A 24,892-nucleotide genomic window follows, 5' to 3' on the forward strand; every position below is an offset into this window, starting at 1 on the left:
CCCACGAAACGGAGAATTCCATGCTCAAGCGAACCCTGGCACTGACCGCTGGTCTGGCCCTGTCCCTGTCCGCCGTGCTGGCGCAAGCCGCGGAGGTGTTGAAGGTCAGCGCGATTCCCGATGAAGCCCCGACCGAGCTGCTGCGCAAGTTCGAGCCGCTGGGGTCTTATCTGGAGAAGCAACTGAACATGAAAGTCGAGTTTGTGCCGGTGGCCGACTACCCGGCGGTGGTCGAAGCGTTGGCCACCAACCGTCTCGATCTGGCTTGGCTCGGTGGCTTCACTTTCGTCCAGGCGCAGTTGAAAAGTGATCCAAAGGTCATTCCGCTGGTGCAGCGTGAGCAAGACGCCCAGTTCACCAGCAAATTCATCACCGCCGACCCGAATGTGAAAAGCCTCGCCGACCTCAAGGGCAAGACCTTCGCCTTCGGCTCCGTGTCGTCCACCTCCGGCAGCCTGATGCCGCGCTATTTCATGCTCAAGGACGGCATCAAACCGGAAAGCTATTTCAGCCGCGTCGGCTACTCCGGCGCCCACGACGCCACCGTCGCCTGGGTGCAGGCCGGCAAGGTCGACGCCGGTGTGCTGAACGCCAGCGTCTGGCAGAAACTGGTGGACGCCGGCAAGGTCGACACCCACAAGGTCAAGGTTTTCGCCACCACCCCGGCCTACTTCGATTACAACTGGACCGTGCGCGGCACCCTCGATCCGGCGCTGGCGGCGAAGATCAAAAAAGCCTTCCTCGACCTCGACCCGGCCAACCCCGAGCACAAGAAAATCCTCGACCTGCAAGCCGCCAGCCGCTTTATCGAAACCAGCCCGGACAATTACAAAGGCATCGAGGAAGCCGCCCGCGCCGCCGACTTGCTGAAATGACGCTGCGCCTCAAACAAGCTTTTCTGCACCACACCAATGGCGTGGAGGCCCTGCGTGGCGTCGATTTGCAGATCGAGGCCGGCGAACAGGTGGCGATCATCGGCCCGTCCGGCGCCGGTAAATCCAGCCTGCTGAACCTGCTGGCCACTGCGATTCGGCCCAGCAGCGGCGACATCGAAGTGCTGGGCGAGCGCGCCTGGCATTTGTCCGCGCGCCAACGGCAACGCCTGCGTGCCCGCATCGGCCTGGTGCATCAGGCGCCGCCGCTACCGCCCCGGCAACGGGTGGTGACGGCGGTGCTGGCCGGCAAACTCGGGCAATGGAGCCTGGGCAAAAGCCTGATCAACCTGCTGCACCCACTCGACGTGCCCGGCGCCCGCGCTGCACTGGCGCGACTGGATCTGGCCGACAAACTCTTCAGCCAATGCCAGCAACTGTCCGGCGGGCAGTTGCAGCGGGTCGGTATTGCCCGCGTGCTGTATCAGGCGCCGGAGGTGTTGCTGGCCGACGAACCGGTCTCGGCGATGGACCCGGTGCTGGCCGGGCACACGCTGTCGATCCTGTCGCGCCATGCTCGCGAGCACAACGTGACGCTGGTGGCGAGCCTGCACGCGGTGGAACTGGCGCTGTCGCACTTCCCGCGCATCGTCGGTCTGCGCGAGGGGCAGATCCTGTTCGACTGCCCGTCCGCGCAGGTCAGCCGCGACATGCTCGACACCCTCTACGCCAACGAACAACTGCAATCCCCGGCGCCCGCCGTCACCCCACTGATTGTGCAGATTCCGCGATGCTGAGCGCCGATACCCGCGACCCCGCCGCGCTGCCACGGTTGCTGCTGACCGGGCTGGCGATTGCCTTGCTGTGGCCCGGCATTCAGCTCAGCGAACTGGATCTGGGCGTGCTGTTTCACGCCGACAGCCAGAGTGAAATGGGCCGCTTCGTGTCGATGTTCTGGCCGCCGGCCCATGACCGCGAGTTTCTGCAATTACTGCTCAAAGCCACCCTGCAAACCCTGGCCATCGCCACCGCTGGCATGGCCCTGGCCCTGCTGCTGGCCGTGCCGGCCAGCCTGCTCGCCAGCCGCGCCCTGTCGCTGACCGCCGCCTCCCGCAGCGGCCGCCCGAGCCTGTTGGGCCGCCTGCTGCGCTGGCCGGTGCGCGGGCTGCTGATCTTCCTGCGCAGCGTGCCGGAAATCGTCTGGGCGCTGCTGTTCGTGCGCGCCGTCGGCCTCGGCCCGGCGGCGGGCGTGCTGGCCATCGCCATCACCTACAGCGGCATGCTCGGCAAGGTCTACGCCGAAATCTACGAATCCACCGACCAACGCCCGGCCCACGCCCTGCTCCAGGCCGGCAGCGGCCGCCTCGCCAGCTTCGCCTACGGCGTACTGCCCAACGTCGCGGCGGAACTGCTCTCCTACACCGTCTACCGCTGGGAATGCGCCATCCGCGCCTCGGTGGTCATGGGTTTCGTCGGCGCCGGCGGCCTCGGCCAACAGATCGACCTGTCGATCCGCATGTTCGCCGGCGGCGAAGTCGCCAGCATGCTCCTCACATTCCTCCTCCTCGTCCTCGGCGCCGACCAACTCAGCCGCCTGCTGCGCTGGAGGCTGGCATGAAACGCCTGATCAATTCGGTGCTGATTCTTGCCATTGTCGTGGCCGTCATTGCCTCGTTTACCTACCTGGGTCTCGACCTTGAAGAACTCGGCAGCGCTACCAGCCTGAAACAGATGGGCTTGTATGTGGCACGTTTCCTCAGCCCCGACCTGAGCGCTGACTACCTAAGCGCCATCTTGCGCGGATCGATGGAAACCCTCGCAATGTCCGCCCTCGGCACCCTCCTCGCCGCTGTACTGGGCTTGTTTTTGGCGCTCCCCGCCGCTGGCCGGTTTGGCTGGTTTTTTCAGAGTGCCGCGCGCCTGCTGCTCAATGCCCTGCGCGCGATTCCCGAACTGGTGTGGGCTGCGTTGATGGTGCTGGCGGCTGGGCTTGGGCCGAATGCCGGGACACTTGCGTTGGCCCTGCACACCACGGGCGTGTTGGGGCGGTTGTTTGCTGAAGCACTGGAGAACACACCGCCGGAACCGGCGGATGCGATTCGGTTGCAGGGGGGGAATCCGGTTTTGGCGTTCTGCTACGGCACCCTGCCGAACCTGGCGCCGCAGTTGCTGGCGTACTGTTTGTATCGGTGGGAGAACAATATCCGGATGGCCAGTGTGCTGGGGTTTGTCGGGGCTGGGGGGTTGGGACAGATGTTGTATGTGAGCTTGAGTTTGTTTCAGGAGGCGCAGGCGGGGACGGTGATATTGGCGATGTTGGTGCTTGTGTGGGGGGTGGATTCGTTGAGTGCTTGGAGTCGGGGGCGGTGGGTTAAGGCTTAGGTTGGATGGTCTTTGAAGTGGCTTAAAACAAATATTCGTCGAGGTCCGCGTCCGGCCAATAGCAGCCTTCAAATGACGTCAATCAAACCAAGCCAATTAATTACTATGTTTCAACGCGGGTGCAGACATGCACCCGCTTCAGCCGAAGATGTATACGCAGTCGTCAATGTTTTCTAATTCTTGCTGCGTGTATCGGGCGTTGCCATATTTTCGAATATCCTCTAATACTCCCCTGACAGGAACTGGCTGCGATGCGTCGTCAATCAACTCAATTAAGAACTGATAATCAGGGCTTTCCCTTTGAGATACTTCTCTACTAGCTCTTTGAGTGCTATTCGAGCTTGCTGATCGGTTAGCATTGTTTCTCCGGAAAAACAGCCCCATTGGTCGCAATCGACAATAGTCGCCAGATGCCCTTCAGAGAAATCTTCGGTTGACAGAGACGACTTACGATTACCTTTGTTTGCACTTTTCAAGCTCGCTTTGACTTTCTAATGTCGTATCCAATCCAAGCCGATACTTGCAATAATCAATAACCAGACTTCGCTCCACCTCGCTTAGCTCACTCAATTTTTTATCATCGGATTCGTACGCGAAAATATTTTCAAACTCCATCTGAAATGTGGGACTTTTCTTAATAAAGAATACTTTTTCCGGATAAGCGTCCTCCATCTTTTCGTAAAAACCTATATAAAGCATGGCGACAATCGTGGTTGATAATATGATTAGCAGCGTTTTCATGATGAAGGCGGTCGCAAAAGTTTGGTTTTAATCCGAAGGTTTCTAACAAGCTCCATGCCGATATTACCAGGGCAAATTTTTCCTTCGCCGGCTTGCATGGGAAATTCACGGTGCCCACCTAACGTCGTCACCCTGAAAACGCTGGTCAGGGCCTGAATCAAGGTCAGAAGGGTATCAATTTGTATGGCAGGAATTTTCTGGTCCATGTTGCCGTTGATGCTTTCGAGGGCTTGGCGAGCAAAAGCGACCATATCGCCACCCTCTTCGGCGGTTGTCAGGTTTTCCAGTAAAACAATACCAATCACACCCGTGTTGTAGTTATGTACGCTTGATCCCTTGAACCGTATGTCACGTCCTTCAAAGACTTTACCCGTACAATCGATACCGTAGTGATAGCCGATATCATCAAACTTAGCCTGATGTTCACTCTGAATCGCGCGCATTTGTCCTGCACCAGCACCGCAGCCTACACTTCGTCCTGCGTGGTGAAGGGCGATCATCGAGTAGTCCCAGTCATCCACCATTTCACCTTTTGCTTTATGTGCTCCCCATGATGATCGTTCTACAAACTCGCACTTGTTTTTGCTGAGTAGTCTGATGATCGCTTCTCTAGTGGCAGCTCTATCATTGACGGTGATAATCGTGGGAGCAACTGGCACAGCGGGTTTGACTTCAGTCGCTTTTGCTTCAGTAGTAAATTGTTCAGCCATTCTGGGTCAGTCCGTTAGTTCGTTAAGCGTCCGAGCTGGAGAAGTGAAATCAATGCTAATGGAAATATTGGCATCTTTGGCTGGGGTTTTGATCTTTGCTATCCCGGCGCTGTCGGTAACACCTGTAATCTTTTGACCATTTACAGTGGCAGTGAAACTTCTTCCGACTAGAGGTTGACCAGTCTCGCTATCAACGATGCTGAAAGTATGCCCATAGGTTTTCTGCAGTAAAAGCGGGAGTGGAGGCGTGAACGGTGCAGGATTATGGGAGTCGCCGATGATCACCGTACCCGAACCACCAATAACTACGTCGCCGTGTGTGCCGACGGTTCCCACCAGCGCGGCATTCTTGCCATTGATGAACACCGTCGCAGACACTGCCGAGTCCAAAGCGCTGCCGCAGGTGCAAGTGTCGCCTTTCCTTGCAGCTGCGAGGCCGTCAAAAAACACATCGGGAGATCCGGACGCAATGGCTTTGGGCCCGTGCCCAGGCATAGGGCAACTGGTGGGGTCAGTTATGCGTGCAGCTGGCTTTGCCATGTATGACTTCCTGTCTACGATTTTTCCAAGGGCGACTGTATCAGAGTTGCGTAGAGCAGTGGCTCAAGGCATCGCTCTGGTGGGCATATCGGCGATAGCTTTGAATCGCCTATGGTTAGGCAGAGGTCGTTGAGCGGCAGCATTCGGCCAATAGCTGCCGCTAGTAAAAGAAAAGCGAGCACCCCGTTTTCTATCTGAGGGAGCGAATAATCATTAGAATTTTATTGTAATCGTTGTAACGAGTCCTAATTTAAAAAAGCGACTTCACTTCGTGAAAATCGTAGCACTCTAGAACAGGCTGACTGATCAGCATGAAAGGTGCTTCTGTATGATTGACAGATTTCAGTCATCGAACGGCTCATATGCTCGACCTTGTTCGGTTAGCTCATAAACACCATCACCAACATCTACGATTAGTTTCATTTTCATGAGTTCATCTATTGCATCAGTAAGATGATGCTCGTCAGGTAGTGTTTGGCCCAGAGTCACGTTTTTCATTGTCAAAGTGAAAAAATTGCCTTGGACCTTTGAGATTATTTGGGATGATTTTCTAATCGCAATTTCCAGTATGGAGTCGGCCATTCTTGATGGGGGTTTTCTGGAGTTTAAATCCATATCAGCCTCTACCGATTCTAAACGATCTGAAACCGCACCTAAAATGTTAAGCGCATCACTCACAGATTTTACGATTGTCAGGCTTTTCCCACAATTAACACTAGCGAATTCATCCCTAAGAATCTTCTTGTTTTCTGTGAACGTCTTATCGTTTGATACGATTATCAAATCCTCATCACAGAATTCAAGCAACTCCTCCCACAGTAGCTCGTCGCAAACCGAGTGTCTATCAGGTGATATTGGCGGATTTCCTAGTATCTTCCGCGTTTTAGCCTTGGTGATAAGCTTCTCTTCCGTTTCTATAAAAGTGCAAATTTTAGTAAGGTTTTCGTATGCATCAAGCACAGGATCGTCTCCCGGCTTAGGTTCAAGCATTGCGTTAATCTTCCTCTCCAACTCTTTTCCAAGCTTGTGAACCTCGGATTGTAGACGCGTTGCTTTTTGATGCTCAACCATGTCTCGCACCACCGCCGTGGTGAAGATCGAGATGGATGAGGTTTTCTTAATCTCTTTAGCAAGATTAATTAATTGCGCCGTTCGATTTCGCTGAAACTCTCTATACCCTTGCTCTGAAATTATGAGTTTGTCTTTTAGTTTTTTTAGCTCTTCAAATAAAGACAACCTATCACGCGCACCTCGATAAAAATCAAGATATATATTCGTATCAACAAATAGCTTTGTCACTTTCATTCCTCGCCAGCAATTAAATTACAGTTCCTTCCAAAAAAAGGAGCATATATCCCACACCAGTAAAAACTTTCTAAAAGGGTGAGCTAGGCCTCCGTCGGGCAGAGTATTGCAGTATCCATACTCCTCGCGACTTATACGTGTATTACAGGGGATTGAGGGCATGGAAGCGGGATCTGGACTCCCAACAGACGTTTCCAGCAAGGGCATTAAGACTGTTATCACCTGATTACAGCATCTCTAAAGGTATGAACAGTATCAATCGCTGCACAACGCAAAAAGATTAGGAGACATTGACGGTAGCAATGGTACGTAAATGTCTACTCACGGACGTAGGCTTTTGGCCGGAAGACGTCAACCACAAACGACCGCTTCCGGCCGAAAGCAGTCGCTGATGCATGATTATTAATACCTAAACTAACAGCGCCATGTACTGGAAAAACTGGTGCTTTACTGACCATTAACGATTACGTATGTAGAAGCGAACCATATAGAGTCTTTTCCATTAATTTTATTCGCCCCTGATATATTAATATTCGAACTGAAGCTGCATTGTTGAATATCAGCTCCTTGCGCAGCATCTTTTGAGGACAAGGCTGAAAAAGTCACATAGTAAACACCGGGCTCCTTAACCGCAGCGAAGAAATTTAGATTTCGTTCGGATGCAATTGGAATCCTCAAATCGAAAAGAGGGCTATTTTTCACTTGTGGATTGTTGGATATTTTCTCATAGAGCAGAGGGAAAATCGTTTTATCAGCCCGCGCTTGCCCCTCAAAATTGTATGAGATCCTGCTTACTGATAGAGAGTCCGGACAAAGTTTAAAGTAGATAGCTTCGTTACTGCTATTTTTAATAGTTACTGTAGGGGTTAGATAATACCCATCACTAGCTTTAACCACTGAAACTTTTACAGATAAAAATGTAGACTCTGTATCTTTAATTCGCTTTTGGATATCCGCAAGCTCTGCCAAAGCCCGATCTTTCTGCTGTAGTGCGTCAAAGGTATATGCCCCCCAGAGAAGTGTTGCAAGCGCGCAAGAGGCTATAACAAAATTATTATAAGCTTGATGATGTCGTAAAAAATCGTACACGCGTGCGTGCAGGACGACTCTAAAATTATATATGGCAAACGCTAGGGCGATTAATGCCCCAAAACAGATAATCCATACCCACATGGTCGACATAATCCCTACCTGCTTGAGTATCGCGGAGTGCCATCTTGAGGGAACAGTTCCGGAGAAGGTTCTTGGTCTACGAAGGATCGATTCTGACCAGCAGGCTTCACCCAAAGCGCCTGCTTAACAGCTTCCAGATCCACATTGTCCTTAACAACTGGAAGGTTTTGCGTAATCACCGGAGTTACATCTTCCTTGATTCTCTCCAGCTCCGCATCTGCGAAAGCAATGGATTGATTAAAAAGCAGCGCCAGCCCAACAAGAAAAGCAACACCTGAGCGTAGTGAATTTGATTTAAAACCGTACCATATATCTCCAGGCGACATCATCACCTGTTGCGAAGTAAGGACTAACAAACTTTCTCGATCAAAACGCTTCATCACATCGAGAAGAGTTTCTAGAGTTACTTGATCACTTGAAAGATCAAAGCCCTCTTTATCCCCAATCATCAGAGACAAAACCTGAAGCCTATCCATAACTTCTGACAAGTTTTTTAATGAATGATGACTAAGGTCGCCAGCCTGATTGACGCGAAGACTACTATAATATGTTCCATCACTTACAAAAAAAGCACTCAACCAATGATGGATTTCTTTTGAGTTATCCCCCAGAGAAAATATTGCTTGGTAAGCGTGAAAGCTTTTAGCCAAAGTTACGGGAATTTTACTGCGCTCAATTGGATCGCCCCACGTTACAGATCTTCTAACGATGAATCGTTCAGAGTCAGAAAACGCTTGACTAGCAACGTAAGGATCTCCGCTAATTATTCCAGGATAGATATTAGATCCCGACAAAGTAAATACTACATCGCCAATAGCCATCTCTTTTAAAAAAGAAAGGACTTGTCCCCGCACATTGATCGTTAGATTTGGCTCTATTGCATCACAAATTGTGAAGACATCTTCACCCTTAGCTTCACGAAGAACCTCAAAGACATCTTCGTCAGGGGTAGAGTTATCAAGATGCGCCATTGCAATGCAGCCCATCTCGAGGAAATTGTTGATAAATCTATACCTGGATCCAGGTCTCACTACCCAGCACTTTGACTTCAGATTTGCGTGTCTAACAACAATATCGGAATCTTGTAGATCGTCCATGGTGTGATTTAACCCGTCTATTTTTTTGCGTACAAATTGGCGATGATAACAAAACTATAACGCCCATAAGATAATGTCAATATGCCTGCTCTAAAAATCGATGTCTTGTATGCTATAGAGGGCCAGATTCTGTTGTCGCACAATGCCGAACTACGAGCATAATTAATCCGTTGATTTTAAATAAATATCAACCCAGCATATTGGTGACTCAACGGTGGCGACGGGCGCGCCGCAAAACATTGCAAATAATTTTACTTTATTCTTTTTCCTCTTTGCCTAAGCAAGTCCGAAATGATTTTCCCTGTATATTTCCCCCTCATTTTTGCGACAAACAGAGGTTCAATATCTTGAGCAAACCCCATCAACCCTTGAAGATGGAGTATTGACTCCTCATCTAATTTATTTTGCACATAATGGTGAATCATCGAGCTAATTAATCGCTTCTTATCTCGACCTAAAGAAACATTGTTATCATTGGTTATAATTAGCCCAGTAATTCGGCGCTGCCTTTTCTTAGAGGCATACACTGTTTTTTCCGAATTTATTTTAAGTCTTGGATAGGGAATATTTTCAAGCACCTCCAAAATGAAGGCTTCCACGTCAAACATTACACCCTTATCATTCGTTGAGAACGTCAAATCATCGGCATACCGGGAATAGACTATACTTCGATCCCTGCACCAACCTTCCATTGCCAGATCAAAATAATACATTATTGAATTCGACAAAATTGGCGAGCTTGGAGCTCCAATACTTAGAGCAAGCCGCGAAGTAGATCGCTCTCTAACGCAACTGACTCGCGCGATATCCTTTATGCTTTGCGCTGTTAATTTCCCACATAGCACGTAAGACAAATGCTTTATCAAATCCAATTCAGTTATGGATCCGAAAAAGTTTGAAAAATCAAACTTAGCAATATAACTATTTTGCCTATGCCGCTCTGCGTTGTCCTTTATGCTTGAACCCTGTTTATATGCTGCAGCGCATTCGTGAACCGGAAGCTGAGCAAACAAACTTTCGATAAGAATACCTTGTATTACTTTGGTTTCTTTAGCGGGCTGTGCAATAGGCCTCATGCCACCAGATTTTTTGGGTATAAAATAACGTTTGTATGCATATGGTGCTCTTACTATCAGTCGAGCTACATCATGCTCAGACAAGGATAACACTTCTGACATATGCTTGCGAAAGTCATACAGGATCATTTATGGCCTCCCAGTTTCGCACGATCAATCGCTCTGTTTCGGTTCCTTTCTGCCGCTGTTATTTTATAATAATCAACACATTCAACACGCAATCGCAAAGGGTCAACAGCCATACCTGACTTTAAGACGAAGCGAAGGCTATGGAAAGTATCATCATCACATGCATAAAACGTTGAATCACTATACTCAATCTTTCTTACAAGTCTGAATTCCTGAAGAAGAAAAAGCTTTCGCCTTAGGTCGTCCCTATGCACCTCACGACCTAAGCTTCTTATTGAATCAATCAGCTCTTTTTCCTTAAGGGCGACAAACAATCTGAGCAATTCATAAATCAGCACAATAAGATGAATATTATTATGAACATTGAACGCCTGGGTTTTTTGAAGCTCTAATATTTCCGCAGCAATATCCTCAAGAACATCGCTTACTACATCATCAGATATGTCATTTGGAAATTTTGGACTCCAAGGATAAATTTTTACTCCTGTGCCATGCTTTTCTTTAATATGGCGAAGAATACCAAGATTGATAAATGAGCTAGCACCCGCATATTCTTCAGGAACAAAAACAATCAATTTTTTATTGAAGTCTGGCAACTGTGAAAATGCTCCCAGCTCAGCAATCGCACCTTCGCTTTCAACTGCGATAGCCACCAATGAGCACACACTACCGAGATCGGCTTCGAAATCCATCAGGTTTCTGAAGACACCATCTTCGTGCCAAGACTTTATTTCTTCGGGGCGGAATATATGCGGTGACACAGCCATTTGAAGCGCTTTGCGCTTCACTGCATCGCGAAGAGAACGGACTGGAGGCTCGTCAGCGTCCGCATGTTCCTTTTCCGGAACATGTCCCCCGCAAAGTAAAACGATTGGATTTTTTGAGAAATGAACCTTGCTCTGCTCAAGATCAACGTCTGCAAGAATTCTTTGTCGCGGATCCATGCGATGTGGGCTCTTTACCAAGAATCAGCCGCAGACAAGATCTGTGGACCGGAGTGAGCGAAGCGAGCGTAGGGCCGCAGATCTTGTCTGCGGAATAAAACAACGCAATGTAATTGAGTCTGGCGAAGCGCCTGACTAAGCAATGATGGAAACCATCAAGCTATGAACGCGTAAAGAGATGTCGAATCTAGATCAGAGTGCCATCACTGTCAACGGCTCGGTATTCTCCCCCAATCTTCATAAGACCAGACTGCTTTAGCGCAGGAGGTAGCCCTGCGGTCGCGTGCGAAGGTCCTCTTATGGCCGGTAGCGGTCGCTTGCCGACGTCCGCTTCTGGCCGATAGCAGACACTCCCAACGAAAAGAGGAGACGGATGTATTTTCCGATGAAGAGCTCACTTCTCTTGGCCAGTGAAGGCATTGTGATAGCATGCGTCCGCCCCCCGGAGAGGGGGAAATTTTCTACATCCTGCAAGGAATATGCCCCGTGAAAGACTTCGTCATCAGCGTCAACAACACCGTCCTCTATCTCTCTCTCGCATTCATCTGGCTGGTCGCTATCGTCGCGATTTTCACCAGTGGGTTCCTCCCGGCGCTGGGTATCTTCGTGGCCGGCACCCTGTGCTGGTGCATCATTTCCGGCTTCTGGTTCGTCCAGTCGGCGACCTACGAAGAACTGCGCAAGCTGAACGCCAGCAAAAACTGAAACATCAGGGTGGAGCCGTAGCGCCCCGCCCTACCCCGAGCGCTTGGTTCCGTGCCAAGCGCTTCTCTCTGCTGTGAACTACTCGCACGACCCCGCCTTCTCCGACCTCCACATCACTTCGCCCCCCTTTCCCTTTCAGCCGACGAGGGACCGGACTGTTTTCAGGAAATAAGCTCCCACCTTTGAGCGCTTAAACAGCTCCGTTTAAAGCAACCCGCCGTAACTTCCCCAAGGCTACAACGCCTTGCGTCATTGCCTACGACTACGCCAGAATCCGCCGGCTTGTGCGTCTACGACGCGGGTCTTATCGTTTCCCGGTCACTGAAAAACAGTGATGGGGTTTGGTAGCCCGAGACAAACACAAGATGCAGAGCACACCATCGCGGCGGTCAATCGCCCCGGTTTTATGGTGGCCATGCACAGGGCGTCTTCGGGCGCGCCGGTCTCCTTGTGTCCCGGTCTACCAACCTGCGTATGGCCACCACCCAACGTTTGGTAGCGAGTGGGTGATGGCTCCTGATGACGACACAAGGAGTTTCACCATGATCAAACCAACACCCAACCCACCCAAAACCGACCCCACCTCCCCCTACGAATCTCCCAACTCCAAAAAACTCCACGACGCCGCCGAGCGCGCGCTGGATCACTACCTCTTCCCCGCCGCCGGGATCATGTCGTCCTTGAACGAGCCCGAGCGGATGTACCTGGCCAATCCGAAATTCAACACCGAATGCCTGCTGGCCAACGCCAGCGAAAACCTCGGAGCGGCCAGTGAGATACTGAGCAATTTCGCCGCCACGCTCGATCCGTCGCATCGCAAGACGGCGATTGGTATTGCGCAGGTGGTGATGATTGCCGAGCTGGCGGTGAATCAGGCGCTGGATCACGTCGAAGTGGCGTAATCGGTCGGCTCCTGTAGGAGCAGTCAGTGGCTGCTTCTACAGCGAAATTTGTGTGGGATGCCTGGGTGCCCGTTCAGCTTTCACAATGCTGGATATGGTGAAATTTGGAGATTCAAGAATCAGACGTACCTCATGGCCCTCGAATCGCTGAGCCCTCTCCAGTTGATGATCTGCTGATAAGAGCCACCCAGAAATCCCATGCTTATTTACCCTCGCTATACTGCCGCGCAGCAGACGAAGGTTTAGCTGTTCAGTACCGATCTTTGTTTCTGGCGGTGCGAGGGTGTCTTGGGAGAAATGAGGTCGTGGAAAAATAGATGAAAAAGTTATTCCTTGGACTCTTGTTCGGAGTGCTATCTGTCTTGGCCGGTTGCGCAAAGGCTGAACCGCACTGTGAGGACTTCCTGGCAAAAATCAGCGACAAACCTGAATTTGTTGAGCTTCTGACGTGCACCCAGGACAACGACATACAAGGGAAACCTTTGATTGCTCGCTACCGAGTAAAAGGCCTTGATGCGCTTGAAGCTGAACGATACATGCATCAGAGCTTCGGTCTGCCACAGCTTCAGCATATGTGTTGCGGATGGGATTCAGCACCGTTCTTCTATCGCGATAAAAAAACACATGTGGGGTACATGCTGGGTATGGGATCCGAAGAGACGCCGATAGACAAAAGGGATTCGTGGTCAGAAATTAAGTATTTCTACATTAACGTTTCCCTCTTTACTGAAGACACCTAAACACAACGTCGCCCAACTCGGATTAACCAAAAAAGCGTCGCTAGTCGATGGCTGAATCTGAAAGAGATTTCCTCCAGGCGGCTTCTGTAGCGCGTCCACCGCCGTTGCAGAAAAGAGCGCGGTTCAAAAGGTAATGGAATGCAAAACAGCCCGGCCCGGCACCCTCTTTAACTAGGAAGGGCGTAGGCCCGGGCTGTTTGCGTTTCAGTAAAGGGCATTGAATTCGAACCACGAGGCCTTGATCCAATTACTGCATCGAATGCACATATGAACTGCATTCAACCCGACTAGTGCTCCAAACGCAGGCCTTTAGACTCTGCCCCACGATCAACGTAAGGGAGCATTCAACATGGTCACCAGCGCCGTCATCCATCAAACCGGTGAGCCTCAAGTCATTCAGCTTGAGCAATCCACCGCGCAAGCACCCGGCCCCGGCGAGGTCTGGCTTGAGCAGTTCGCCATTGGCGTCAACCCGCTCGACTTGAGCCAACGTTCCGGTGCCGCGCCGTTGGCGTTGCCTTCCGGGCTGGGGCTTGAGGGCGCCGGGCGGGTTGTGGCGGTAGGGGCCGATGTGACGAACGTGGCCGTCGGCGACCGCGTCGCTTATGCCACGGGCCCCATCGGCGCCTATGCCAGCGCCCGCCTCTACCCGGCCAATCGGCTGGTGAAGATCCCCGACAGCCTGAGTTTCGAGGACGCGGCGGCGGTGCTGTTCAAGGGCATCACCGCGCAGTATTTGCTCAAGTCCACTTACCCGGTCGGGCCGGGGTCGACGGTGCTGATCTACGGCGCGGCCGGTGCGCTGGGGCAGATCATGGTGCCGTGGGCGAAGCATTTGGGGGCGTTGGTGATTGGTGTGGTGTCCGGCGCCGAGAGTGTCGAGCGGGCCCGGTTGGCGGGTTGTGATGAGGTGTTGGTGTTCGAGGCGGCGACGCTGGCCGACGCGGTGGTCGACCTCACCCAGGGCAAGAAAGTGGATGTGGTGTACGACCCGATTGGCCGGGTGTCTTTCGAGGCGTCGTTGAATTGCCTGCGCCCGCGCGGGTTGCTGGTGTCGTTCGGCATGGCGTCGGGGGCGCCGGCGCCAGTCGAGATCAGCACTCTGAACACCAAGGGTTCGCTGTTCCTGACCCGACCGTCCCTCGCCGCCCACACCGCCACGCCGGAGGAATACCAGCAGCGCGCAAAGGACGTGTTGCAAGCGATTGACGCCGGTATCATCCGGCCCAATGTCGGGCGTCGTTATCCGCTGGCGGACGCCGCCCGGGCCCATGACGATCTGCACCGGGGCGGTCTGCCGGGAGCGGTTGTGCTGGTGCCTTGAGTCTTTTTTCGGGTCATCCACGAGGGTTGTCGTTGCATGGATCTGTTCGATAGCCGTCAGGCCGATGAAGTCGCCACCCTGCTGGCCCTGGCCGAGCACGGCTCGTTTGCCGCGGCGAGCCGGACGTTGCAGCGCCATCCCTCGGTGCTGTCGAAACGGCTCAGCGCGCTGGAGTCGCGGCTGGGGGTGCGGCTGATCGAGCGCACCACCCGGCAATTGCGTTTCACCGATGAGGGGCAACGGCTGGTGGCGCGGTTCGGGCATGCGGTCAGTCTGATCGCCGAAGCGGAGCAGGATGCGCGCGAGGGTGCCGCCGAAGTTCGCGGGCGTTTGCGCATCGCCCTGCCGGCCGCCATGGGGCGGCTGTGGCTGGGCGATATCATTTCGGCGTTCGCCCTGGCCCATCCGAACGTGGCGCTGGAGGTGGAATATGCCGAGCGCTTCGTCGATATCGTCGCTGAAGGTTTCGACGCGGCGATCCGCATTGGCGAGCTGGCGGACAATCGGCTGGTGGCGAAGAAACTCTGCGATCACCGCCGAATCCTTTGTGCCGCGCCCTCCTATCTTCAACAGCATGGCGAGCCGAAAACGCCGGCGGATCTTGCCGATCATCATTGCCTGGGGTTTACCGGGTTGCATTCGTATCCCGAATGGCGACTGACCCGTGGCGACGAGAAACACACTCTGAAAATTCGCAGCCGACTGGTCAGCAACGACAACGAAGCGCAGCTGTGTGCCGCGCGCATGGGCGTGGGAATTTTGGCCGGCGGCGACTGGCTGATGACCAACGACCTGCGCGAGGGGCGTCTGGCGCGGGTGCTTCCCGAGTGGCAACTGGATGCGGACACGGGGGTTTATCTGGTGCGGCCTTCGGCGCGGTTCAACACCGCGACGACTACGGCATTCAAGGAGTGGATCGAGGGCGCTTTTGCCGAGGGTGCGCCTTGGATGACTCCGCCCCGCTGATTTGCAAACGGTGATGGGAAATCGTGTCGGCCTTTTTGCCCATTCCTGATGGGAATGCCCCCATAAAAAACATGAATTTTATTTAAAGCGCTCAATCTTTTAGCGTGGCCATTCCGCATATGGAGATGACGCTATGAATGACTCAAGCCTGCGCCTTTACGTCGATGCTCAATTCACAAGTCCCTACGCAATGTCGTGCTATGTGGCCCTTCGAGAAAAGGGAATCGAGTTCGAAATGAGCACCCTGGACCTGGACAAACTGGAGAACCAGGCCAGCGATTACGCCCGTCTTTCCCTGACTCAAAGAGTGCCCACCCTCGTGCAGGGCGACTTTGCGTTGTCGGAATCATCGGCGATCACCGAATACCTGGAAGATGTGTTCCCCCAAACACCTGTTTACCCACAGCATCCACAAAAACGCGCCGCAGCGAGGCAAGTTCAAGCGTGGCTACGCAGTGATCTGCTCCCAATCCGACAGGAGCGCTCTACCCTTGTCGTGTTCTATGGTCAGAAATACGGACCGTTGTCAGCGTCGGCTGAGGCTGCCAAGAAAAAGTTGGTTGAGGTCGCTCAATGGTTGCTTACCGATAGTCCGGACTACCTTTTTGGTGAATGGTCGATCGCCGATGTTGATCTCGCGTTGATGCTGAACCGATTGATACTCAATGGGGACATTGTGCCGGCTCAGCTGGAGGATTACGCCCAACGCCAATGGCAGCGCAAGACAGTACAAGAGTGGATCAAGCTGGAACGACCTCGACTGTAACGGCAGCACTTTCTTTGCTTTTCTGTTGCGACTCGAGCCTACACCCCCTTGAGCAAGTGCCTACAAATTCACCAGAAAGCGCCGGCTTTCAGGGCTCGCCCCTCAAGCCGTATCCTTTTCCCGTCACCCACATCCCGCCCAAGGCAGTAAGCCGCCCTAATCATCCAGGACGTGCCAAACCCTTGGGCGTTTTTGTTTTAAACAACGGAGGCCTACAGCTCCAATGCCTTCGCCATGATGACCGTGCGCTCCGCCCCGTGAAACTCGTCTCGTACCTTTTCAAACCCAAGCGAAGCATAGAAGCCTTCCGCGGTGATTGAAGAAGGCACACGCAGCCGGTTCAGACCTGCATTGATGGCAAGTGATTGAAGCCTCTCCATAAGTTGCCTTCCGATGCCCTTTCCTTGATAGCGCGGGTCGACAAACACACTTCGGACAATGTCGTGATCCAGGCTTGCGGTTGCAACGATATGGCTGCCGGCTGTAGCCACGAGGACTTGACGCTTAGTCAGCAGATGAAGGATCGCCGGGGGAGAAAAGCTTTGCGCCACTTGCTCGATGATTTCGGCGGAGTAGTCCTTAACGTTCGACGCTCGCAAAGCATTGAGGATCGTTCGACTGATCGCTGGCGCATCTGCATTCGTAGCGTTTCGAATCAGGTAATCCATCAAGGGCCGCTCCTTGCGCGTCATCACTTGATCGTAGCGAAAAATGGGGACTGATCCATTAATCCGTGGATCAGTCACCTTCTTTTAAAACGTGGACAGCAACGGCTTTCACCCCAACCGCATCGACACCTCAATATCATCCGCAAACGGCACGCTCACGTAACCATTCCCCGGCGAGCGTACATGCGCCAGATACTCCGGGCAGTAATCGGTGTTATCCGCCACCACCAGCGCGCCTGGACGCAGGTGTCTCTCCACGAGTTTCAGCACGTCGCCATACAGCGCTTTCGCACCATCGAGCAGAAGCAGATCAACAGTCGATGGCAGATCGCGAGCCAGCGTTACGAGCGCATCCCCTTCGCGAATTTCAATCAGATCACTCACCCCGCCCTCAACAAAATGACGCCGAGCCAGTTCAATCTTCGACGGTTCAAACTCGCTGCCGATCAGCACACCGCCACCGTTGTCCCGCAGCGCTGCTGCCAGATGCAAAGTGGACAGACCAAACGAGGTGCCAAATTCGACGATGGCTTTGGCGCGGTTGCTGCGCGCCAGCATGTAAAGCAGTTTGCCGGTGTCGCGGGAGACGGGCAGCCACAGGTCTTTGAGCATGGCGTAGAGTTCGCGGTATTCGGTTTTGCTGTGCATCAGGCGTTCGCGTTCTTCGCCGGACACGTTGTTCAGCGCCGGGCTGGTGGCGGCGCTGGCCTGGGTGTAGAGGCGTTCGATGAGGGGCGCCAGCGGTTCGGTGGTCAGGGTTGTCATGATGGTTTTCCGTGGGTTGAGAGCTAATATGCGAATGATTCGTCGCATTTAAATGATGCGAGCGAATGGCTCTGTTCGCTATTCGCATTCCGCCCCGACGCCCGAGCTGCCCATGACCGATCGCCAGACCGCCCGTATTTCCTCACGCAAACAGCCGCAGCAGGCACGCTCCGCCGAGCTGGTGGCGGCGATTCTGCAGGCGGCTATTCAGGTTTTGGCCAAGGAAGGCGCGGCGCGTTTCACCACGGCGCGGGTCGCGGAGAAGGCTGGCGTGAGTGTCGGCTCGCTGTATCAATACTTCCCGAACAAGGCGGCGATTCTGTTTCGTTTGCAGAGTGATGAGTGGTTGCAGACCACCGGAATGCTGCAGCGGATTCTGGAAAATTATGAAGAGCCACCGCTTGAACGCCTGCGCACGCTGGTGCATGCGTTCATTCGTTCGGAGTGCGAGGAGGCGCAGATGCGCGGCGCGTTGAGTGATGCGGCACCGCTTTATCGTGATGCGCCGGAGGCCCATGAAGTGCGGGCGGCGGGCACGCGGATCTTCGCGACGTTCATGGTGGAGTTGCTGCCCAGGGCCAGCGAAGCCGTTCGCATGCAGGCCTGCGATCTGATCCTGGCCACGCTCAGTTCGGTGGGGAAGGATTTTTCACTCACCTCACGCACCGACGCGGAAATCACCGCCCGCGCCGAGGGGATGGCGGACATGTTCAGCGCTTATGTGATGGCGCTCGACGCCCGCTGAAGCTGCTGATACGCCGTCACCAGTTGCGTTTGATTGAACGTCAGATTGCGACCGCTGGGGTTGGGCAGGATCCAGACTTTAGCGCCGCCGAACGTCTCCTCTTGCAGCCCCCACTCAATCGACTTTTTGCCGGATAACCCGGCATACGCCGCCTTACCGAGGAACGCCACGAAGCGCGGCGCGTAACGAGCGATCTTGCGTTCGAAGCTGGCGGCGGCTGCGGTGAATTCCTCTGCCGACAATTGATCCGCACTCGCCGTCGGACGCTCGACCACGGCGGTCAGGCCGCAGTGGAATTGCAGGATCGAGCGGTCGTCTTCCGGGCGTAACTCGTGGGGCGTGAAGCCCGCCAGGTGCAACGTGCGCCAGAAGCGGTTGCTGCGCCCGGCGAAGTGATGGCCCTGCTCTGCCGCCACCAATCCCGGATTGATTCCGCAGAACACCACGGACAGGCCTTGCGTGAGGATGTCCTCAAGCCCGTTCAACCGCAGATCACCTTCACCGCATCGCGCGCCTGCCCGGCCAGTTCTTCGCGGGATTTACCGGCACGGGCGCGGATCGAGATGCTGTGCAGCAGCGATGACGCGAGCATGGCCCGTGCTGCTGCGTCCACATCACCGTTCAGTTCGCCGGACTCGATCGCACGTTGCAGACGAGCTTCGAGATCGGCATCGAGCTGGCTCAAGCGCTGGGACAACACGTTGCGGATTTCCGGGTCCTCGACCGCTTCGGTGGTCGCGGTGCCGATGGCGAAGCAGCCGCGTGGCTGGCCGTCGCCGGAAAAATAGATCGCCAGTTGCCCTTCGTAAAAACCGGTCAGGGCCTGTTCCAGGGTCAGGCTGCTGTCGTTCAGCGCGGCCTGCATGGCGGCGTGGGCGGTGGCCCAGTATTGGTCGAGCGCTTTGATGTAGAGCGCGTGTTTGTCGCCGAACGCGGCGTACAGACTGGGGCGGTTCATGCCGGCGGCGCTGGCGATGCTGTCCAGTGAAGCGCCGGAATAGCCGGTGTTCCAGAACACGCCCAGCGCCTGTTGCAGCGCGGTTTGCGGGTCATAAGCCCGTGGACGGCCACGGCCTTTTCCTTCTGTCGGTTTATTTTGTGCCATGTCGCACAAATTCCTTGCGGGGAAATGAAGTCGCTCATATTCTTACACCATCGCACAAAATTAAGGAATCAGAAATTCCTTGATCGGCAGGTTTGTTGTAACAGCGCTCGAACCGAGGCTGGCGACGACGAAACAGCGGCAACAGAGCACCCCTCCTGCACCGCGCACTGACTTGATGACGCACCGTATTCAACGCCGCCCAGCACTTTGGAGAGAGCCGTTCATGAATCAGCCATTAGATCTCACCGCAGAACAAGCCCGCGCGCACCCCGTCGACGCGCCGCCGAAAATGCCGCTCAAGCAGAGGCTGCGCCCGGTCTTCATGTGGGGCGTCCCCGCGTTGTTCGCCGCGATTGGCTACGGCCAGTACGTCGCCAACGAGCCCTTCGTCTCAACCGATAACGCCTATGCCCGCGTGGCCAAGGCCTCGATCAACGCGCGGATTTCCGGGCAAGTGGTCGAGATCGCCGTGGACGACAACCAGCCAGTACGCAAAGGCCAGGTGCTGTTTCGCATCGATCCCAAGCCATTGCAGATCGCCGTCGACCGGGCCGAAGCGCAACTGGCCAACGCACGCCTGCGCATCGACGGGCTCAAGGCCAGCTACCGCCAGCAACAGGCCGAGCTGCAATCGGCGAAGGCCTCGGCGGATTACGACCAGAAAGAGTTCGGTCGCAAGAAAGCCTTGATCGCCACCGAGTTCGTGTCGAAGGCTCTCTACGAGCGCGCCGAAACGGACCTGAAAGTCTCTCGTCAACGCATCGCGTCCATCGAGCAACAGATGGCCAGCACCGTCGTTGCGTTGAACGGGAATCCGGACATCGCCCTCGACAATCACCCGACCGTGCGCGAGGCCAAGGCTCAACTCGACGAAGCGCAGCTCTATTTGTCTTACGCTACGGTCACGGCGCCGGACGACGGCATCGTCGCCAAAGTCGATGATTTGCAGGTAGGCAACTACGTCAACAACGGCGCGCCGGCGTTTGCGCTGATTTCCGACCGGGAAATCTGGGTCGAGGCCAACTTTCGCGAGACCCAGTTGACCCACATGCGCCCCGGTCAGACCGCGACCGTCACCCTCGATACCTACCCGGATCGCCCGCTCAAGGCGCACGTGATCAGCATGAGCCCCGGCGCCGGTGCCGACTTCGCCCTGCTGCCGCCGGAAAACACCACCGGCAACTGGGTGAAGGTGGTGCAGCGGGTGCCGGTGCGTCTTGAACTGGACGATAGCGACCCTGCCCTGCCGCTGTTTTCCGGCACCAGCGCCACGGTCGAAGTCGACACCGGGCATCGCTCGCCCTGGTGGCAGCCGCTCAAGTCGTTGTTGTCTGCGGGTAATTCGTGATGAACAGCTCAGCAGCCGATGCGCGGGCACTGCGGTTTGTCGCCCTGCTCGCCACCTATATGCAGTCAGCCAACCTGCCGTTGCCGAACGCCGCGCTGCGCTTGATTCAGGGCAGTCTGTCGATGACCGACGATCAGGCCGGATGGATTTTCACCTCTTATCTGGCCGCGAGCGCGATCACGATGCCGGTCGCGCAATGGCTCGCCGGACGCTTTGGGTTGAAGCGGGTTTACCAGACGGCACTGGTGCTGTTCGCCCTCGGTCTGTGGCTCGGCACGCTGGCCGGCACACCGCTGGAATTCATCGGCGCACGCCTCCTGCAAGGTCTGGCCAGCGGGGTAATTGCACCGTTGTCGATGGCCATCGCCCTGGAGACGTTGCCAGCAGAAAAGCGCCCCGCGTTCGGTCCGAAATGGACGGCGCTGGTGCTGTTCGGCATCGTCAGCGGCCCGAGCATCGGCGGCGTGATCTGTGAGTACTTCGACTGGCGCCCGATGTTCTACCTCAGCCTGCCGCTGACCGCGTACATCCTGATGGTGGTGACATTGCTGCTCGCCGAGAAGAAAGCAGACCCGCGTCCGACGTTCGATTTCTTCGGTTTCGTCAGTTTCACGGTCGGCATGATCGGCCTGCAGATGCTGCTCGATCGCGGCGAACGGCTGGACTGGTTCGACTCGCCGGAAATCTGGATCGAAGCGCTGGCCAGCGCCCTCGGCCTGTACCTGTTCGTCGTCCATGCGCTGACCCGCAAGACCCACTTTCTCAGCAACGGATTGTTCGGCGACCGCAACTTCATGCTGTCGACAGTGATGTTCTTCGCCCTGGGATTTGTGTTGCTGTCGACCATGGCCCTGACCTCGCCGATGCTCGATGAAATCCTCGGTTATCCGCCGGACACCACCGGGTTGCTGACCGTCCCGCGTGGCATCGGACTGGTGGGTGCGTTTGTGCTGATGGGCCGCGCCCCGGCGTGGATTGACGCACGTTTTTTTGTCGCCGCCGGCATCGCGCTGGTGGTGTACGCCAACTGGCTGATGCTCGGTTATTCGCCGCTGATGGACTGGACGCCCGTGGCCGTCACCGGGTTCATCCAGGGCGTGGGTCTGGGCATCCTGATGCCGGCGCTGAACAAGACCGCGTTCAGCACCATCGACCCGAAACTGCGCCCGGAAGCCACCGGTTTCTTCAACCTGATGCGGGTTTACGGCAGCACCCTCGGCGTGGCCGTGGTGCAGATCTTTTTCTTCAACAACACCCAGGCGATGCACTCGGCGCTGGTCAGTCAGCTCACGCCTTATCGCGTGGCCATGCCGACGTCGTTGCCGGCGCTCGAAGGCCTCAATCATCTGGTCACCCATCAGGCGGCGTTCGTCGCGGTGATGGGCCAATTCAAGATTCTGATGCTGGCGATGCTCGTGGTGAGTCCGCTGGTGATGTTCCTGCGCAAGCCGGTCGCGGCCAACTGATAATGTGGAGTCTGAACCATGAAAGCTTCTATGCGCTTCACCCCGCTGGCGATGCTGGTGATGTTGTCCGCCTGCACCGTCGGCCCTGATTTTCAAAGGCCTGCCGAGAGCCCGTCGCAGCATTACGATCAGGCGGCCGAACAGCATTTCGCGATGGGCCAGCGGATCAATGGCGACTGGTGGTCGGCGTTCCGTTCGCCAAAACTCGATCAGGTCGTGCGTCGCGCCATCGACGGCAACCTCGAACTGGCAGCGGCCGATGCCACCCTTCGCCAGGCCGCCGCTTCAGTCGCGGCGGCGGAAGGTGTGCTTTATCCGCAGGTGGATTTCGGTGCTTCTGCCGGGCGCCAGCGCACCCACAATGGCCCGCAACCGGTGGTCTCCAATTTCTACGGGATCGGGCCACGGGTCGCGTTCGATCTGGATGTGTTTGGCGGCAACAAACGCGCGGTCGAACAGCAGCAAGCGCTGACCGATCTGCAAAAGCATCGCTACGAAGCAGCCTGGCTGACCTTGACCGGCGACGTTGCCAGTCAGGCCTTGCTGCTGGCGTCGGCCAACGCGCAGATCCAGGCCGTGGAAACCCTGCTGGCCAACGACGCGAAAAACCTCGATCTGGTGCGCCGGGCCCAGGCGAGCGGCAGCACCACACAAATCGAAGTCTCGCTGGCCGAAACCCGGCTCGCCCAGGATCGCACGCTGCTGCCACCCCTCGCCCAGCAGCGCGATGCGGCGCGTCATGCGTTGTCGATTCTGGCCGGTAAAGGCCCGGCGGACTGGATCGCGCCGGACTTCAGCCTCGACGAATTCGCCTTGCCATCGAACATCCCGGTCAGCCTGCCATCGGCCATGGCCCACGCCCGGCCGGACATCCTGCAAGCCGAATCCGAACTGCACATCGCCAGCGCGGCGGTCGGTGTCGCGACTGCCAACCTGTACCCGCATGTCGAGCTGTCGGCCTCGCTGATGCAAGCCGCGTCGGGTAATGGCGGCGCCGCACTCTGGGGATTTGCCGCCGGGCTGACGGCGCCGATCTTCAATGGCGGCATGCTAAAGGCTGAACGCGAAGGCGCCGTCGAAGGCTACAACGCGTCACTCGCCCGCTATCAACAGACGGTGATTCAGTCCTTCGGCCAGGTCGCGGACACCTTGCAGGCGCTCAACCACGGCGCCGAGCAAAACGTGGCGCAGGACGATGCCTTGCAAGCAGCCGACACCAGCCTGCGTCTCAATCGCCAGGCCTACGCCCAGGGTGAAACCAGCCTGTTGCAGGTGCTGGAAGCCGAACGCGCCTACCAACAGGCGCTGCTCGGGCAGATTCAGGTGAAGACCGCGCGTTATCTCGACTCGGTGCGCCTGTTCGTGGCGCTCGGCGGCAACTCGGTGGGTGTGCTCGACCAGAAGCTCGCCACCCGCAAGACCTCATCCCTTCTTTAACGGCAGATACCGGAGACACGACATGACCTACGAAGCCTTTCACGATGAACTTCGCGACACCCGCCTACCGCTGAACAACGGCGCAGGCTCGATGCCGGCCGTGGGATTCGGCACGTTGTTTCGCGACTTGAGCACCACCACCGATGCGGTCAAGTGCGCGCTGGAAGTGGGCTTTCGCCACTTCGACTGCGCTGAGCGCTATCGCAATGAAGCGCAGATTGGCGAGGCTTTTGCGCAGGTATTTTCGGCGGGCAACATCCGCCGCGAAGACGTGTTCGTCACCAGCAAACTGTGGAACACCAACCATCGTCCCGAGCGAGTAAAACCGGCGTTCGAAGCCAGTTGTCAGCGGTTGCAGGTCGACTATCTCGATTGCTATCTGATCCACACGCCGTTCGCCTTCCAGCCCGGCGACGATCAGGACCCACGGGATGCGTTCGGGCACGTGATCTACGATGGCGAGACCCGTCTGATCGACACTTGGCGTGCGCTTGAAGCACTGGTGGATGAAGGTCGCTGCAAGTCCATCGGCCTTTCCGACATCACCCTCGATGCACTGAAGGACATCGTCGCCGCCGCACGGATCAAGCCGGCGGTGGTGCAGATCGAATCCCATCCGTACCTGCCGGAGTGGGAGATGCTGGAATTCTGCAAGGAACACGGCATCATCCTGCTCGCCTTCGCCCCGCTGGGGCATGGCATGGAGCCGAATGTGCTCGAGGACTCCGTACTCACCGGAATCGCCCGGCACGTACAAAAAAACCCGGCGCAAGTGGCCCTTGCTTGGGCGGTGCAACGGGGTACGGCGTTTTTGACGACCTCGGCCAACCCGAGCCGGATTCAGGAAAACTTCGATATCGCGACATTGCCGCACCGGGCGATGCGCGAGATCAAGGAAGAGATCACGACGCGAATCCGCTTCAACTCGGTGGTCGAGACCGGCGTGCCCGGTTTCATCCCCCGCAAGAAGTGACACATGGCAAAGG

The 24,892-nt window shown here is 55.6% G+C and carries 27 protein-coding genes; 15 read left to right on the top strand and 12 right to left on the bottom strand.

The genetic code is table 11. From position 1 onward, the window contains the following. The first annotated feature begins 20 nt into the window (after window positions 1–20). Genes CAF74_RS19425 through phnE form a run of 4 tightly spaced genes read left to right on the top strand, consistent with a single transcriptional unit; the run spans window position 21 to window position 3,254 of the window. Window positions 21–875 (top strand): putative selenate ABC transporter substrate-binding protein, encoded by an 855-nt coding sequence (locus tag CAF74_RS19425; protein WP_085747400.1) that lies wholly within the window; start codon window positions 21–23, stop codon window positions 873–875. Further along, a complete protein-coding gene (locus tag CAF74_RS19430) occupies window positions 872–1,669 on the top strand; it encodes a phosphonate ABC transporter ATP-binding protein (RefSeq protein ID WP_085747401.1) in 798 nt (265 codons plus the stop codon). The genes CAF74_RS19425 and CAF74_RS19430 overlap by 4 nt, the downstream gene beginning before the upstream one ends. Beyond that, window positions 1,663–2,490, top strand: coding sequence for an ABC transporter permease (locus CAF74_RS19435; protein ID WP_085747402.1), 828 nt, complete (start codon window positions 1,663–1,665; stop codon window positions 2,488–2,490). The genes CAF74_RS19430 and CAF74_RS19435 overlap by 7 nt, the downstream gene beginning before the upstream one ends. Then, complete coding sequence (gene phnE / locus CAF74_RS19440) at window positions 2,487–3,254, top strand: phosphonate ABC transporter, permease protein PhnE (protein ID WP_085747403.1); 768 nt, start codon at window positions 2,487–2,489, stop codon at window positions 3,252–3,254. Before CAF74_RS19435 ends, phnE begins: the two co-directional genes overlap by 4 nt. A gap of 453 nt (window positions 3,255–3,707) precedes the next feature. Here the strand turns inward: phnE and CAF74_RS19450 are convergent, their stop codons facing one another. From CAF74_RS19450 to CAF74_RS19480, 8 genes are all read right to left on the bottom strand, one after another. Then, entirely contained in the window at window positions 3,708–3,995 is a 288-nt protein-coding gene (locus CAF74_RS19450) for a hypothetical protein (protein ID WP_085747404.1), read from the bottom strand. Then, window positions 3,992–4,705, bottom strand: coding sequence for a peptidoglycan recognition family protein (locus CAF74_RS19455; protein WP_085611814.1), 714 nt, complete (start codon window positions 4,703–4,705; stop codon window positions 3,992–3,994). The genes CAF74_RS19450 and CAF74_RS19455 overlap by 4 nt, the downstream gene beginning before the upstream one ends. Before the next feature lie 6 nt (window positions 4,706–4,711). Then, window positions 4,712–5,245, bottom strand: coding sequence for a PAAR domain-containing protein (locus CAF74_RS19460; RefSeq protein WP_085747405.1), 534 nt, complete (start codon window positions 5,243–5,245; stop codon window positions 4,712–4,714). Window positions 5,246–5,587: 342 nt separating this feature from the next. Then, window positions 5,588–6,544, bottom strand: a complete 957-nt coding sequence (locus CAF74_RS19465) for a PIN domain-containing protein (protein ID WP_129972574.1) — start codon at window positions 6,542–6,544, stop codon at window positions 5,588–5,590. Window positions 6,545–6,997: 453 nt separating this feature from the next. Next, on the bottom strand, window positions 6,998–7,732 hold the full coding sequence (locus CAF74_RS29055; protein WP_129972575.1) for a hypothetical protein: 735 nt from the start codon (window positions 7,730–7,732) through the stop codon (window positions 6,998–7,000). Window positions 7,733–7,737: 5 nt separating this feature from the next. Further along, window positions 7,738–8,820 (bottom strand): hypothetical protein, encoded by a 1,083-nt coding sequence (locus tag CAF74_RS29060; RefSeq protein ID WP_129972576.1) that lies wholly within the window; start codon window positions 8,818–8,820, stop codon window positions 7,738–7,740. Between the two features lie 251 nt (window positions 8,821–9,071). Further along, entirely contained in the window at window positions 9,072–10,025 is a 954-nt protein-coding gene (locus CAF74_RS19475) for a retron St85 family RNA-directed DNA polymerase (RefSeq protein WP_085654107.1), read from the bottom strand. Next, entirely contained in the window at window positions 10,022–10,969 is a 948-nt protein-coding gene (locus CAF74_RS19480; RefSeq protein WP_129972577.1) for a retron St85 family effector protein, read from the bottom strand. Before CAF74_RS19480 ends, CAF74_RS19475 begins: the two co-directional genes overlap by 4 nt. 486 nt (window positions 10,970–11,455) lie before the next feature. On the opposite strand from CAF74_RS19480, the gene CAF74_RS19485 reads away from it, so the two are divergent. The 6 genes from CAF74_RS19485 to yfcF all read left to right on the top strand — a co-directional run bounded on the left by CAF74_RS19485 (window position 11,456) and on the right by yfcF (window position 16,372). Then, on the top strand, window positions 11,456–11,674 hold the full coding sequence (locus tag CAF74_RS19485) for a hypothetical protein (RefSeq protein WP_011333849.1): 219 nt from the start codon (window positions 11,456–11,458) through the stop codon (window positions 11,672–11,674). A 542-nt stretch (window positions 11,675–12,216) separates the two neighbouring features. After that, a complete protein-coding gene (locus tag CAF74_RS19490) occupies window positions 12,217–12,576 on the top strand; it encodes a DUF6124 family protein (RefSeq protein WP_085747406.1) in 360 nt (119 codons plus the stop codon). Between the two features lie 317 nt (window positions 12,577–12,893). Further along, the gene (locus tag CAF74_RS19495) at window positions 12,894–13,316 is read left to right on the top strand and encodes a DUF4952 domain-containing protein (protein ID WP_085747407.1); all 423 of its coding nucleotides are present in this window, start codon (window positions 12,894–12,896) and stop codon (window positions 13,314–13,316) included. Window positions 13,317–13,665: 349 nt separating this feature from the next. Then, entirely contained in the window at window positions 13,666–14,640 is a 975-nt protein-coding gene (locus CAF74_RS19500) for a quinone oxidoreductase (protein WP_085747408.1), read from the top strand. A 36-nt stretch (window positions 14,641–14,676) separates the two neighbouring features. Next, window positions 14,677–15,606: a LysR family transcriptional regulator gene (locus CAF74_RS19505; RefSeq protein ID WP_085747409.1), complete on the top strand. Its 930-nt coding sequence runs from the start codon at window positions 14,677–14,679 to the stop codon at window positions 15,604–15,606. 133 nt (window positions 15,607–15,739) lie between these two features. Beyond that, entirely contained in the window at window positions 15,740–16,372 is a 633-nt protein-coding gene (gene yfcF / locus CAF74_RS19510; protein ID WP_085747410.1) for a glutathione transferase, read from the top strand. Between the two features lie 212 nt (window positions 16,373–16,584). Here yfcF and CAF74_RS19515 read toward each other — a convergent pair whose 3' ends face one another. Together CAF74_RS19515 and CAF74_RS19520 are read right to left on the bottom strand one after the other, a co-directional pair. Then, window positions 16,585–17,040, bottom strand: a complete 456-nt coding sequence (locus tag CAF74_RS19515) for a GNAT family N-acetyltransferase (RefSeq protein WP_085747411.1) — start codon at window positions 17,038–17,040, stop codon at window positions 16,585–16,587. A gap of 108 nt (window positions 17,041–17,148) precedes the next feature. Beyond that, window positions 17,149–17,805, bottom strand: coding sequence for an O-methyltransferase (locus CAF74_RS19520; RefSeq protein ID WP_085747412.1), 657 nt, complete (start codon window positions 17,803–17,805; stop codon window positions 17,149–17,151). 112 nt (window positions 17,806–17,917) lie between these two features. Here CAF74_RS19520 and CAF74_RS19525 point away from each other — a divergent pair, with 112 nt between their 5' ends. Next, the gene (locus tag CAF74_RS19525; RefSeq protein WP_085747413.1) at window positions 17,918–18,550 is read left to right on the top strand and encodes a TetR family transcriptional regulator; all 633 of its coding nucleotides are present in this window, start codon (window positions 17,918–17,920) and stop codon (window positions 18,548–18,550) included. Here the strand turns inward: CAF74_RS19525 and mug are convergent. Beyond that, window positions 18,523–19,035: a G/U mismatch-specific DNA glycosylase gene (gene mug, locus CAF74_RS19530; protein WP_085747414.1), complete on the bottom strand. Its 513-nt coding sequence runs from the start codon at window positions 19,033–19,035 to the stop codon at window positions 18,523–18,525. The two genes, CAF74_RS19525 and mug, sit on opposite strands and share 28 nt — an antisense overlap. Then, window positions 19,032–19,655: a TetR/AcrR family transcriptional regulator gene (locus CAF74_RS19535; protein WP_085747415.1), complete on the bottom strand. Its 624-nt coding sequence runs from the start codon at window positions 19,653–19,655 to the stop codon at window positions 19,032–19,034. Before CAF74_RS19535 ends, mug begins: the two co-directional genes overlap by 4 nt. 223 nt (window positions 19,656–19,878) lie before the next feature. Here CAF74_RS19535 and CAF74_RS19540 point away from each other — a divergent pair, with 223 nt between their 5' ends. Genes CAF74_RS19540 through CAF74_RS19555 form a run of 4 tightly spaced genes read left to right on the top strand, consistent with a single transcriptional unit; the run spans window position 19,879 to window position 24,879 of the window. After that, the gene (locus tag CAF74_RS19540) at window positions 19,879–21,003 is read left to right on the top strand and encodes an HlyD family secretion protein (protein WP_085747416.1); all 1,125 of its coding nucleotides are present in this window, start codon (window positions 19,879–19,881) and stop codon (window positions 21,001–21,003) included. Beyond that, window positions 21,003–22,469 carry a DHA2 family efflux MFS transporter permease subunit gene (locus tag CAF74_RS19545; RefSeq protein ID WP_085747417.1) on the top strand — a complete coding sequence of 489 codons (1,467 nt, stop codon included), beginning with the start codon at window positions 21,003–21,005 and terminating at the stop codon, window positions 22,467–22,469. The genes CAF74_RS19540 and CAF74_RS19545 overlap by 1 nt, the downstream gene beginning before the upstream one ends. An 18-nt stretch (window positions 22,470–22,487) precedes the next feature. Continuing rightward, a complete protein-coding gene (locus tag CAF74_RS19550; protein WP_085747418.1) occupies window positions 22,488–23,906 on the top strand; it encodes an efflux transporter outer membrane subunit in 1,419 nt (472 codons plus the stop codon). Between the two features lie 22 nt (window positions 23,907–23,928). Further along, on the top strand, window positions 23,929–24,879 hold the full coding sequence (locus CAF74_RS19555; protein ID WP_085747419.1) for an aldo/keto reductase: 951 nt from the start codon (window positions 23,929–23,931) through the stop codon (window positions 24,877–24,879). Window positions 24,880–24,892 lie beyond the last annotated feature (13 nt).

This window comes from Pseudomonas sp. R45(2017) (genome assembly GCF_002112305.1).
In the GTDB taxonomy this organism is placed as follows: domain Bacteria; phylum Pseudomonadota; class Gammaproteobacteria; order Pseudomonadales; family Pseudomonadaceae; genus Aquipseudomonas; species Aquipseudomonas paraglycinae.

Excerpts from the sequence above, each read along its gene's own strand:
- CAF74_RS29060 (WP_129972576.1), bottom strand. The coding sequence starts at position 8,820 with ATGGACGATCTACAAGATTCCGATATTGTTGTTAGACACGCAAATCTG.
- CAF74_RS19535 (WP_085747415.1), bottom strand. The coding sequence starts at position 19,655 with ATGGCACAAAATAAACCGACAGAAGGAAAAGGCCGTGGCCGTCCACGG.
- CAF74_RS19430 (WP_085747401.1), top strand. The coding sequence starts at position 872 with ATGACGCTGCGCCTCAAACAAGCTTTTCTGCACCACACCAATGGCGTG.
- CAF74_RS19475 (WP_085654107.1), bottom strand. The coding sequence starts at position 10,025 with ATGATCCTGTATGACTTTCGCAAGCATATGTCAGAAGTGTTATCCTTG.
- CAF74_RS19495 (WP_085747407.1), top strand. The coding sequence starts at position 12,894 with ATGAAAAAGTTATTCCTTGGACTCTTGTTCGGAGTGCTATCTGTCTTG.
- CAF74_RS19425 (WP_085747400.1), top strand. The coding sequence starts at position 21 with ATGCTCAAGCGAACCCTGGCACTGACCGCTGGTCTGGCCCTGTCCCTG.
- CAF74_RS19500 (WP_085747408.1), top strand. The coding sequence starts at position 13,666 with ATGGTCACCAGCGCCGTCATCCATCAAACCGGTGAGCCTCAAGTCATT.
- CAF74_RS19555 (WP_085747419.1), top strand. The coding sequence starts at position 23,929 with ATGACCTACGAAGCCTTTCACGATGAACTTCGCGACACCCGCCTACCG.
- phnE (WP_085747403.1), top strand. The coding sequence starts at position 2,487 with ATGAAACGCCTGATCAATTCGGTGCTGATTCTTGCCATTGTCGTGGCC.
- yfcF (WP_085747410.1), top strand. The coding sequence starts at position 15,740 with ATGAATGACTCAAGCCTGCGCCTTTACGTCGATGCTCAATTCACAAGT.
- CAF74_RS19540 (WP_085747416.1), top strand. The coding sequence starts at position 19,879 with ATGAATCAGCCATTAGATCTCACCGCAGAACAAGCCCGCGCGCACCCC.
- CAF74_RS19435 (WP_085747402.1), top strand. The coding sequence starts at position 1,663 with ATGCTGAGCGCCGATACCCGCGACCCCGCCGCGCTGCCACGGTTGCTG.
- CAF74_RS19480 (WP_129972577.1), bottom strand. The coding sequence starts at position 10,969 with ATGGATCCGCGACAAAGAATTCTTGCAGACGTTGATCTTGAGCAGAGC.
- CAF74_RS19450 (WP_085747404.1), bottom strand. The coding sequence starts at position 3,995 with ATGAAAACGCTGCTAATCATATTATCAACCACGATTGTCGCCATGCTT.
- CAF74_RS19520 (WP_085747412.1), bottom strand. The coding sequence starts at position 17,805 with ATGACAACCCTGACCACCGAACCGCTGGCGCCCCTCATCGAACGCCTC.
- CAF74_RS19490 (WP_085747406.1), top strand. The coding sequence starts at position 12,217 with ATGATCAAACCAACACCCAACCCACCCAAAACCGACCCCACCTCCCCC.
- CAF74_RS29055 (WP_129972575.1), bottom strand. The coding sequence starts at position 7,732 with ATGTCGACCATGTGGGTATGGATTATCTGTTTTGGGGCATTAATCGCC.
- CAF74_RS19505 (WP_085747409.1), top strand. The coding sequence starts at position 14,677 with ATGGATCTGTTCGATAGCCGTCAGGCCGATGAAGTCGCCACCCTGCTG.
- CAF74_RS19455 (WP_085611814.1), bottom strand. The coding sequence starts at position 4,705 with ATGGCTGAACAATTTACTACTGAAGCAAAAGCGACTGAAGTCAAACCC.
- CAF74_RS19515 (WP_085747411.1), bottom strand. The coding sequence starts at position 17,040 with ATGGATTACCTGATTCGAAACGCTACGAATGCAGATGCGCCAGCGATC.
- CAF74_RS19525 (WP_085747413.1), top strand. The coding sequence starts at position 17,918 with ATGACCGATCGCCAGACCGCCCGTATTTCCTCACGCAAACAGCCGCAG.
- CAF74_RS19545 (WP_085747417.1), top strand. The coding sequence starts at position 21,003 with ATGAACAGCTCAGCAGCCGATGCGCGGGCACTGCGGTTTGTCGCCCTG.
- CAF74_RS19460 (WP_085747405.1), bottom strand. The coding sequence starts at position 5,245 with ATGGCAAAGCCAGCTGCACGCATAACTGACCCCACCAGTTGCCCTATG.
- CAF74_RS19550 (WP_085747418.1), top strand. The coding sequence starts at position 22,488 with ATGAAAGCTTCTATGCGCTTCACCCCGCTGGCGATGCTGGTGATGTTG.